General features: G+C 56.9%; 8 protein-coding genes and 4 pseudogenes. 6 read left to right on the forward strand and 6 right to left on the reverse strand.

Annotated elements, in window-relative coordinates:
* The coding region (locus WLY71_RS27330; RefSeq protein ID WP_347806039.1) for a RidA family protein at positions 1 to 263 on the forward strand (263 nt) is incomplete at its 5' end.
* Here the strand turns inward: WLY71_RS27330 and WLY71_RS27335 are convergent.
* Both WLY71_RS27335 and WLY71_RS27340 read right to left on the reverse strand, forming a co-directional pair.
* A pseudogene (locus WLY71_RS27335) lies at positions 256 to 627 on the reverse strand (aldehyde dehydrogenase (NADP(+))); the annotation flags it as partial. The gene WLY71_RS27330 and the pseudogene WLY71_RS27335 sit on opposite strands and share 8 nt — an antisense overlap.
* A 61-nt stretch (positions 628 to 688) precedes the next feature.
* Positions 689 to 946 (reverse strand): annotated as a pseudogene (locus WLY71_RS27340) (lipoyl synthase); the annotation flags it as partial.
* On the opposite strand from WLY71_RS27340, the pseudogene WLY71_RS27345 reads away from it, so the two are divergent.
* Positions 944 to 1,714 (forward strand): annotated as a pseudogene (locus tag WLY71_RS27345) (GMC oxidoreductase); the annotation flags it as partial. The pseudogenes WLY71_RS27340 and WLY71_RS27345 sit on opposite strands and share 3 nt — an antisense overlap.
* A 91-nt stretch (positions 1,715 to 1,805) precedes the next feature.
* Here the strand turns inward: WLY71_RS27345 and WLY71_RS27350 are convergent.
* Together WLY71_RS27350 and potE are read right to left on the reverse strand one after the other, a co-directional pair.
* Positions 1,806 to 4,091 carry an Orn/Lys/Arg family decarboxylase gene (locus WLY71_RS27350; protein ID WP_347806040.1) on the reverse strand — a complete coding sequence of 762 codons (2,286 nt, stop codon included), beginning with the start codon at positions 4,089 to 4,091 and terminating at the stop codon, positions 1,806 to 1,808.
* Between the two features lie 2 nt (positions 4,092 to 4,093).
* The gene (gene potE, locus WLY71_RS27355; RefSeq protein WP_347806041.1) at positions 4,094 to 5,497 is read right to left on the reverse strand and encodes a putrescine-ornithine antiporter; all 1,404 of its coding nucleotides are present in this window, start codon (positions 5,495 to 5,497) and stop codon (positions 4,094 to 4,096) included.
* A 184-nt stretch (positions 5,498 to 5,681) separates the two neighbouring features.
* Here potE and WLY71_RS27360 point away from each other — a divergent pair, with 184 nt between their 5' ends.
* Positions 5,682 to 6,011, forward strand: a complete 330-nt coding sequence (locus WLY71_RS27360) for a hypothetical protein (protein WP_347806046.1) — start codon at positions 5,682 to 5,684, stop codon at positions 6,009 to 6,011.
* A gap of 101 nt (positions 6,012 to 6,112) precedes the next feature.
* Here the strand turns inward: WLY71_RS27360 and WLY71_RS27365 are convergent, their stop codons facing one another.
* A complete protein-coding gene (locus WLY71_RS27365) occupies positions 6,113 to 6,829 on the reverse strand; it encodes a glycosyltransferase family 25 protein (RefSeq protein ID WP_347806042.1) in 717 nt (238 codons plus the stop codon).
* Between the two features lie 384 nt (positions 6,830 to 7,213).
* Here WLY71_RS27365 and WLY71_RS27370 point away from each other — a divergent pair, with 384 nt between their 5' ends.
* Positions 7,214 to 7,867, forward strand: coding sequence for a peroxiredoxin (locus WLY71_RS27370; RefSeq protein ID WP_347806043.1), 654 nt, complete (start codon positions 7,214 to 7,216; stop codon positions 7,865 to 7,867).
* 3 nt (positions 7,868 to 7,870) lie between these two features.
* Here the strand turns inward: WLY71_RS27370 and WLY71_RS27375 are convergent.
* Positions 7,871 to 8,142, reverse strand: a pseudogene (locus tag WLY71_RS27375) (cytochrome C); the annotation flags it as partial.
* Positions 8,143 to 8,418: 276 nt separating this feature from the next.
* Between WLY71_RS27375 and WLY71_RS27380 the strand changes: the two are divergent.
* Together WLY71_RS27380 and WLY71_RS27385 are read left to right on the forward strand one after the other, a co-directional pair.
* Positions 8,419 to 8,916, forward strand: a complete 498-nt coding sequence (locus tag WLY71_RS27380) for a VPLPA-CTERM sorting domain-containing protein (protein ID WP_347806044.1) — start codon at positions 8,419 to 8,421, stop codon at positions 8,914 to 8,916.
* A 461-nt stretch (positions 8,917 to 9,377) separates the two neighbouring features.
* The coding region (locus tag WLY71_RS27385) for a polysaccharide biosynthesis/export family protein (protein WP_347806045.1) at positions 9,378 to 9,878 on the forward strand (501 nt) is incomplete at its 3' end.

A 9,878-nucleotide genomic window follows, 5' to 3' on the forward strand; every position in this document is an offset into this window, starting at 1 on the left:
GCCTGGAACTGGGCGACATCGCCCTGCAAAGCGAATGCACCCTGCAGGCGCTCAAGGTAGCGCTGGAGCACGCCGGCAGCTCCATGGACCGGGTTCTGCATCTGACCATCTACCTCACCGACATGGCCGACCGCGCCGCCTTCAACGAGGTCTACCAGCGCTTCTTCGCCAAGCCCTGGCCGGTTCGGGCCGCCGTTGGCGTGGCCTCCCTGGCGGTTGAAGGCATGCGCGTGGAAGTCACCGCGATGGCGGCCAAGGGCTGAGTCGGTAGGACGCCGGGCGCAAAAAGCGTTCAATCGACGTCATGCCAACCCAGGTGAAGCGGCTGTCCGACGTTGCCGGAAACGGTCCACCGTGGAGGGTGGCGAAAGACACCTCCTGAGGATGCGCGAAGGCGTTGACAACGATTCGCCCGGTGCGCCGCTCCAGGATCGGCAGCAAGCGATGAGCCAGTGGCATATCGCGCTCATCAAGCTGCATGGCGGCGCTGAGCTGGCCCTTGAGCGAGCGAGCGACGGCGAGCAGTTCATCCTCATCCTTGACGTTCACCAGCAGTGCTGAAGGACCGAATACTTCTTGCGCAAGTACCGTCTCGGTCAGGAAACGTTGGCCGTCGACTTCATGCAACACCTGATCAGCGAGCCGAGCGCAGCCTACACAGAAGAGCGCAACGCACGGCGTGAGGCTTTCAAGGGGAATCGAATCCAGCAGTAAGGAGGGAATCCACGGTGCTCGTTGCCCGCTGAACTTGTTGGTCCGCATGGTAGGACGAGCGCACCAGAGGACCGGATGCAACGTTCTTGAAGCCCATCCGGCTGCCTTGTTCGGCGAACCAGGCGAACACGTCCGGGTGCACGAAACGCTGGACTGGCAAGTGACTGCGCGACGGTTGCAGGTATTGGCCGAGGGTGAGCATGTCGACATCGTGCTCACGCATGCGCTGCAGCCGGTGACGCTCAACAGCAAAATGGACCCGCTGAGCAAGCTGTTGATCGGCCTGCGCTGGCTGCTCTTCAAGGACGGCCTCGGCGCCACCAACCATTTCGAGGCCGGTGGTTTCATCCGCTCGGACAAGGGCCTGCGCTGGCCGGACATTCAGTTCCACTTTCTGCCCACGGCCATGCGTTATGACGGCAACAAACCGATCAAGGGCCACGGCTTCATGGTGCTCACCGGGCCGAACAAACCGAAGAGTCGCGGTTATGTTCGGGTGCGTTCCGCTGACCCTTACGAGCATCCGCAGATTCAATTCAACTACCTGCAACGCGAAGAAGACCGCGAGGGCTTCCGCCGCTGCATCCGCCTGACTCGCGAGATCATCGGCCAGCCGGCGATGGACCGCTTCCGCGACGGCGAGATCGCGCCCGGGCCACAGGTGAACACCGACGAAGAAATCGACGCCTTCGTGCGTGAAAACCTGGAAAGCACCTACCATCCCTGCGGCTCGTGCCGCATGGGCGAGGACGAGATGGCCGTGGTTGATTCCGAGCTGCGTGTGCGGGGCATCGCGGGGTTGCGGGTGATCGACTCGTCGGTGTTCCCGACCGAGCCAAACGGCAACCTCAATGCACCGACCATTATGCTGGCCGAGCGGGCCTCCGATCTGGTTCGTGGGCGCACCATGCTGCCGGCGTCCGATGCGCCCGTCGGTCTGGTCCAGGATTGGGAAACCAGCCAGCGATCATCATTGCCGGGACGCAATGTGAGGGTTTAAACCCGACGGGTTAATTGCTCAGGAGAAGACACATAAAACGGGCGCCCTCAGGGCGCCCGTTTTTTACTTTGCTGCACGTAAAGGGGCTAGCTCATTTCAACACCAGCATGCGATAAACCCCGCCCTCGCTTTCGATCCCGTGGGTGTCGTGGGTGAAACCCGGGAAGGATTTGTCGAAGGCTTCCAGCGCCTTGAGATAGGCCAGCAACGGCCCGTCCGCAGGCCCGGCGTTTTCACCCGGCATCAGCAATGGAATGCCCGGTGGATACGGCACGATCCCGGTCGCGGCGATGCGTCCGGCGGCTTCTTCGAGCGTCACCCGTTCGATGTCGTTTCTGACCAGTTTTTCGTAGGCCTCCACCGGGCTGAATTCGGCTCTAGGCAGTGTGCCGAACGCCTGGGCCATATTGGCGGTGGTTTTGTGTTTCTTCATGGCAGCGAAGATTTCGTCGGCCAGGTCCTTGAGGCCCATGCCGGCGTAACGAGTCTGGTTGGCGGCCAGCAGATCCGGCAGGCACAGTTCCAGTTCGACGTTGTCGTCATAGTCGCGTTTGAAGTCGAGCAGGGCATTGAGCAAGGTGCCCCATTTGCCTTTGGTGATGCCGATGGAGAACAGGAACAGGATGGTGAAGTCGGTGGTTTTCTCGACCACGATGCCCTGACGTCCCAGGTAGGCCGTGAGCACACAGGCCGGGATGCCCGAGTCGAGCAGGTTGCCGTCGTCGCCCATGCCGGGACTGAGCACCGAGACCTTGATCGGGTCGAGCATGCAGTAGCCTTCTTCGATGTCACCGAAGCCGTGCCATACCGCGTTGGGATGCAGTACCCAGCAGTTCGGCTCGGTTTTCAAAAGCACCGGGTCGACTTCATGGAACGGCACGGTGGCCGCGCCAACTTGCACGGTCGGCGGCTGCCAGCAGGTAAAGAACCAGTCATCCTTGCTCAGCATCTCGTTGTGCATGCGCGAGACGACCTGGCGAAAACTGATGGCTTCTTCGATCGACTCGGTGGTGAGGATTTGCCCGCTGGGCGCTTCCATCATCGCCGAGCTGACGTCGCAGGAAGCCATGATCGCGTAGTTCGGTGAAGTCGAGGCGTGCATCATGTACGACTCGTTGAAGCGCCCGTGTTCGATCGGGTTGCGGCCGTTACGCACGTGAATCATCGAGGCCTGGGACAGGGCGGCCAGCAACTTGTGGGTCGACTGGGTGGCGAACACGGTCGGCTTCGAGTCGTCGTGATCGTCCGGGCTGCCGTGCATGGCGTGGCGCTCGCGGTACAGCGGGTTGAAACGCGCATATCCGTACCAGGCTTCATCGAAATGCAGACGATCGACGCTTTGCCCCAGCAACTCTTCGACGCGGGTGACGTTGTAGGTCAGGCCGTCGTAGGTGGAGTTGGTGATGATCGCGTGGACAGGTGTCGGATCGATGCCTTGCTTGACCAGCGGGTTGCTGGCGATAGCGGCTTTCACGCCGTCGCTGCTCAGGGTTTGCGGCAGGATAGGGCCGATGATGCCGTAGCGGTTGCGGGTCGGCACCAGATAGGTCGGAATCGCACCGGACAGGGTCATCGCATGCTCGGCGGACTTGTGGCAGTTGCGGTCGCACAGGGCGATCTGATTGCGCGTGACGCTGGCCATAAGGATGACGCGGTTGGACATCGACGAGCCGTTGGTGACGTAGTAGGTGCGGTGGGCCCCGAACACCTTGGCGGCGTAGCGCTCGCCCTGGCCGATGGGGCCGCTGTGATCGAGTAGCGAACCGAGTTCACCGACTGAAATCGACAAGTCCGAACGCAGCAGGTTCTCGCCAAAAAACTCGTAGAAGGCGCGCCCCGCGGTGCTCTTCAAAAACGCTGTGCCGCCGGCATGTCCAGGGGTGTGCCACGAGTATTCATAGGTTCGGGAAAACTTCACCAGCGCCCCGAACATGGGGGGCAGCGCGGCTTGGCGATAACGTTCGATGGCCGCCAGGATGCGCCCGCTGAGGAAGCGGCTGGTGTCCTCGGGCAACCAGATGAAGTCGTCGGCGTGCTGCATGACCACCAATGGAATGCTCGACGCGGTGCTGCGGTCGCTGATCAAAAACACCGGCACCCGCGTGTTGCGCTCGCGCAGGCTGACCAGCAATTTGATGCATTCCTCGTGGCCTTCGCTTTTGTCCATTTCCCAGCTGAGCAGCACGCATTGAATGGCCGGGTCCGAACACAGGATCGACGTGGCGTCGCTCAAGGTTTCCGACGCCAGTACCCGGACGGTGCGTTCTTCCACATCGTTGATCAACTGATGCAGGGCGCGACCAAAGACGGTGCGTTTGTCCGGCGGGCTGCTGACCAACAGCGTGAGCATCCCGAGCGAATGTCTATATTCCGTCATGATTAAGCCTCCACTCTGACTGCTTGCAAGTTATTGACCGGCACCGGCTCGCCTGTGATGTGCTGAGCGCTGACGGTCTGTGTCGGTACGCTGTTATTGAGCGCTTCGAGGCGGATCAGGCGGTTGTTGACGAAGCCAAACAGCGTGTAACCAAAGATCGTTGCCACGCCGCCGAGCATCAATGCCTGCGCGCCCGAACTGTACAGCGCCAGGTAGCTGTAAGCCGCCGCCACCCACGCAATGATGTTGGTTATCAGCGCCGTGCCCGCCGGAACGTTGGAGACCTTTTGAATGGTCATCAACGCGGCCATGGAGAGGATGTAGGGCACCAGGTTGGTGACCACCGCGAGGTTGACGAGCGTGTCGAACTGCTTGCTCAGGTCAGGGCTGATGGTGAGAAAAGCCAGCGCCGTCTGCACTGCCAGCAGCACCAGCATGCCGACAATGGGCGTTCCGGCCTTGTTGGACTTGGCAAAGATCGACAGGAAATAACCGGTGTCCGCGGAGCTTTTGTAGACCTGAGCGATGGTGAATTGCCAGCCCAGCAGCGAACCGATGCACGCCAGTACCATCGCGGCCATCACAATGTCGCCGACCAGAGGGGTGAACATCTTGGCAAAGACCAGCCCGAACGGTGCAGTGGAGGAGGCCAGTTCAGGGTTATCGACGATACCGGCGATGACGTTGGTGGAGACGATGTAGATCACCGCCGCGCCGAGGGTGCCGCCGAGTAGCGCAATCGGTACGTTCTTCTCCGGATTTTCCACGGCATCGGTGTTGGCGCACGCCGACTCCAGGCCGAGGAATGCCCATAAGGTGATCGCCACCGATGCACCTGCGGCTTCGAACCAGCCCATGTTGTGGGGGTTCCAGCCGGCGGCGTAGACACTGCTGTCGAACCAGAACCAGCCAATGGTGGACACCAGCACCACCGGCGCAATCACCCCCCAAACAGTAATCGCACCGATCCGGCCGGTAATCCGCGCGCCACCGAAGTTGGCGAAAGTGGTGATCCACAACAGAGCGATGGTCGCCAGACCCACTTGCAGTGAACCCAGTTCAACATGGAGCAGCTCCTGGATATAGCCGACCGCCGTAATACTGATCGCCACGTTGGCAATCAACAGCGAGAGGCCATAGGTGTAGTTCGTGATGTAGTTGCCCGCCTTGCCGAAAGTGTATTCGGCATAGCCGCCCATGCCTCCGGTCTTTCGGCTGAGCATCCCGCAGCGCGCAAAGGCATAGGCCAGCGCCAGGGAGCCGGTCGCCGTGATCAGCCAGGAAAGAATGGAAATACCGCCGACTTCGGCGAGTTTTGTGGGGAGTAGCACAATGCCTGAGCCCAGCATGTTGACGGCTGTCAACATTGTCAGTTGCCCCACCGTCATTTTCTTTGCGACTGACATTCCGTTGCCTCTTTGGTTGGCGGGAGAGAGCGTTAGCTATAGCAAAGGATTGAAATGCCGCAAGAAATGTCCGTAAGACACGGAGAAAACAGGCTATAGCGCACTTAAGGCATTTTGCTGGCCCCGAAGTCTGAAACTTTTGACCAAAATCAATTTATTTTCAGTTAGTTGAGATCGAATGCAAATGCGGAATGTAATGGTTGCGCTGATTTCGTTAGGCTTGGCGAGCGTTGCTGCTTCTGTCCAGGCCAAAGAACTGGCATCGAATGATCGTTACCTTTGCAGCTGGGGCGCAGGTACTGCGGCGAGAGCCCAGGAACTCAAGCTGTCCGGGGTTTCACTGTATGCAGCGCGGCAGAAGTTACATACCTACAAGTTCAGCAAGCCGTGGATGCACATGATGGCGATGGGCATTACCGAGCAGACCTATGACAGTCATTCGCGGATGAAGCCCGCAGCCCTGCGCGAGAGCTTTTACGAGGAGTGCGTCCGGTACAAGTTGGCGCGCAAATGACGAGGGCGGTCCGCCACAATCACCCGGACACGGCTCCTGCGCCGTGCCTGGCTGGTTACGTCAGGCATTAGGTACTTCAGACCTTCCCTAAAGAGAGAAAACTATCGAGTTCTTCTCAGGTTTTTTGCCTTTAACCTCCTGAGCATACCCATTACCGGCTGCAGGAGAGGCACCCTGTCAAAGATGGAAAGCTCATGCAGATCCGTCCGCGAGGGCCTTTGATAGCCACAATTCCAGGTAAAGTAGTAAGCCAGAATTTCTTTATTCTTATGAATAAGCGTATTGAGAGCAGCGTCATAATGCATCGGACCTCCGTCAGGATGTCCCGGTGGTCGCTCCAGAACCTGGAATAAAAAATCCCTCAATTTCCCAAAGCATTTCCCGTTTACAGCATAGAAATGGGCCAAATGTATTGGCCGGTCGACTGCTTTCCACGCGGGCAAGTTTGAATTTTCTTCAAACGGATGCCCAAAATAGACGATGTCCCACTCCATACCTTCCAGAGACTCGATCGCCTCTCTCCCATATTGGGAAATATGTCTGGAAAACTGTATGTCGTCCTCCATGATCAAGATATTTCTCAAATTCAGGCGCATTGCCTCTTCCAGCACCCCCAGATGACTTAAAAAGCAGCCTCTGACCCCGACGCTCGGGAAGCCATTTCCCTCATTGGGCGTAACAGCCTCAAAAAAGCCTATTTTTTCATCATCAATTTGAAAGCCGTTGCGAGCGAATTCTTCTACTGTTTCTAAACGGCGATCCTTTCTTGACGAGATATTGATGATTCTTACTCGATCAAAATATTCGATCACATTCATCTGTCAGGTCCTTAGCGCAGACAATCAGGGCAGTTGGATTGGGGAACCCGCAGATTTCGGAAAAAATCGTACGCAAGCACTGCCGACAGGAGGCAATCCCTTACGTCTTCTGGGGTGTGTTCGTTTTCTCTATCGACCCCGGATTGCAGTATAGGCAGCATTTCCGGATGAAGTTTTAGTCTCGTAAATCGGCGTGCAGCACCAGTTCGAGAAGAGCCGTCAGAGAGGTGCTCAGTGAATGGGAACCGGGCGGAAAGCTCCGATAGGTCCGGGCATTTACCGCTGGCGCCAGCTCTTCGGCGGGGTGCAGAGCGAAGTCTTCAAGGTCTCCTATACTGGATCGTTCCGAGAGTTTCCCTACCCTTCGCAGCGAGGAGAACGCACATGACCATTCGTATTGGCGACGAAGCACCGGATTTCACCGCCGAAACCACCGAAGGCACGCTCCATTTCCACGAATGGATTGGCGACAGGTGGGCCATCCTGTTCTCGCATCCGAAGGACTTCACCCCGGTCTGCACCACTGAACTCGGTTATATGGCCGGGCTCAAGCCGGAGTTCGACAAACGCAACACCAAGATTGTCGGTCTCAGCGTCGACCCGGTCGGTAACCATCAGACCTGGGCCAAAGACATCGAAGAAACCCAAGGCCATGCGGTCAACTACCCCATGATCGGCGACGAGAATCTGGTGGTGGCCAAGCTCTACGACATGATTCACCCTAACGCCAGTGGCGGCGCTCGTACTGCAGTGGACAACGCCACGGTGCGTTCAGTGTTCATTGTCGGCCCGGATAAAAAGATCAAGGCGATGCTGGTCTACCCGATGAGTGCCGGGCGCAACTTCGATGAAGTGTTACGGCTGCTCGACGCTATTCAGTTAAACGCCAAACACACGGTTGCCACGCCGGTGAACTGGCGTCCGGGGGAGGACGTGATCATTCCTACGTCGGTATCCGACGACGACGCAAGGAAGAGGTACCCGGATGGCTTCAAGACGGTGAAACCTTATTTGCGTACGGTGGCGCAACCGAAGTAATGGTCAGTCATTCATCCTGTCTTCAATCACGATGCCTTTCACGCGCATTGCATTGATCTGCTCGGCGCGGGTGCCAGGGAGGTTGAGCATGGTTCCCTGGCGCAGCGCCGAGACTTCTACAGTGTTCCAGGGCTGAGAATGCACGGGGAGCCTTTACCTGCCATGCCGTCTTCATGCGTCAAAAACTCTTGGCCGCCGGGTACTTTCAGAAAGTTGCCGACAAACCCGCCTTTACAGGCGTCGTCGGCGGTTGAGCCCATGCCATTGCCAAGGTGCTTCGTTGCACCGGTGAAGGGCGCTTGCCGGGTCGTGTGCCAGCGTCCTGATGCGGGCTAACGCCCATGCGTGAAGCTATTAAACATGGATAGAATTCACAGAGCTGACGTGCTCGTTGTGGCGTTATTCTGACGCCATCCTCCCTGAAGTGAAATTTCGATTTATTATTGTGACGAGCTGTTGACGTAATGGCGATGTGCTTATAGGCTCAATGTAGCCGATAAAGATTCCTTCAACCGACAAATGAATAACCCCCTACGCAAGGAGGCGGTGTTATGCGCTCAACACTTGTCATTAAATTCGTGTTGTTTTCTGTGATCCTGAGTGGTGCAGCCGTTGCTAGTGCTGAGGCGACCAGTTTGTCCTATGAAATTAGTCGCATTAGCAACACTAGTGAAGAGTCAAGGCCTCAACTTGGCACGGCTCTTGAAGAGCAAGCGAGTGGCGCGTCGCTTACTTTTGGAAAGGGCCTGGGCTTGCCTTCGTTGATCACCGATATTTACTTCGATAATGCCCTTTCTGCCAAATTTAACAGCGTCATTCATCACGCCGACTCAGGCGTGGGTGTATCCGTCAATTCTTCTTCGGGTGACGGATTAATGGCGGCGGCTGACAAGAAGCAGTTCAAGATTGATTCGACTGTCCAGGATAAAAGTCTGGTTGAGGTATCTGACATCAACCAACCGAATGCAGTACCGCTTCCTGCGGCAGCATGGTTATTTTCTTCCGCGTTGTTTGGTTTTATTGTGGTCGCCAACCGACGGAAGATATAGGTGTTGGTTGTTAACGTTTTCGGCAATAAGGGCTGTTAGACGGCCACTCTGATGGCTGGCTAGACACACGACTTTATGTATTGTTTTTGCGGATAATACCGGTCTTGCAATGATGCTTGGTTTGTAATTGTGGATATCAGTTAGTTGCGCTGGCAAACGTAGCCATAGTCAGGTTGATAGTGTCGCAGTTGAGCCAGCTCAAGCGGGCATGGTGTAGTTAATATTGGCGCGAAATACATCGGGGGCAGCTTGCTTGCTCCAAGCTATTGTTAAATAACACCATTCTGCTGTTTTGCACTAGCGTTCCGGTTTTGGGTGTGTTGCATTGGCGGAATTGACCGCCCAGAAGCTCAAGGTGATTGCTGTTTAGTAATTTCTTTGGCGTGAAATAGGCTAGAGTGATTTGACTAGGTTTTTTTGTTCTAAACTCCTTGCATGGCTACTTAGACGGAGGGATCCCGATGTTCCGTTCATTGATACCTGTGCTCTGCGCGCTGGCTGTTTGGCCCAGCATTTCCAGTGCCGTCGAATACGACCCGACTTACCGGCTGAGTCCGGGAGATAACCTTTCTGTTTCCGTGTGGGGCGAAGACAAGCTCAAACAGGATGTACGCGTACTCCCCGATGGCAGCATTACCTTCCCGCTGGCAGGGCAAGTCAATGTTGCGGGGCTTGATGCCACCGCTGTCGCAAAGCAAATCGCTGCCAAGCTTGAGGCTTTCATACCTGACCCGCAGGTGAGCGTTGTCGTCACCGGCACCGAAGGTAATCTCGTCTATGTTCAGGGCAAAGTGCTGAAACCCGGCACCGTGCATATGTCGGGTCAAACGTCAGTGCTTCAGGTAATAAGCATGGCGGGTGGGCTCGACAAATTCGCCGATAAGGACGACATTAAGGTCGTGCGACTCAATGGGGCTAGACAAGAGATCCTGCGCGTCAACTACAGCAAGTTGATGTCGGGG

It is taken from the genome of Pseudomonas rossensis (genome assembly GCF_039888995.1).
Classification (GTDB): Bacteria; Pseudomonadota; Gammaproteobacteria; order Pseudomonadales; family Pseudomonadaceae; genus Aquipseudomonas; species Aquipseudomonas rossensis.

Excerpts from the sequence above, each read along its gene's own strand:
- WLY71_RS27365 (WP_347806042.1), bottom strand. The coding sequence starts at position 6,829 with ATGAATGTGATCGAATATTTTGATCGAGTAAGAATCATCAATATCTCG.
- WLY71_RS27370 (WP_347806043.1), top strand. The coding sequence starts at position 7,214 with ATGACCATTCGTATTGGCGACGAAGCACCGGATTTCACCGCCGAAACC.
- potE (WP_347806041.1), bottom strand. The coding sequence starts at position 5,497 with ATGTCAGTCGCAAAGAAAATGACGGTGGGGCAACTGACAATGTTGACA.
- WLY71_RS27360 (WP_347806046.1), top strand. The coding sequence starts at position 5,682 with ATGCGGAATGTAATGGTTGCGCTGATTTCGTTAGGCTTGGCGAGCGTT.
- WLY71_RS27380 (WP_347806044.1), top strand. The coding sequence starts at position 8,419 with ATGCGCTCAACACTTGTCATTAAATTCGTGTTGTTTTCTGTGATCCTG.
- WLY71_RS27350 (WP_347806040.1), bottom strand. The coding sequence starts at position 4,091 with ATGACGGAATATAGACATTCGCTCGGGATGCTCACGCTGTTGGTCAGC.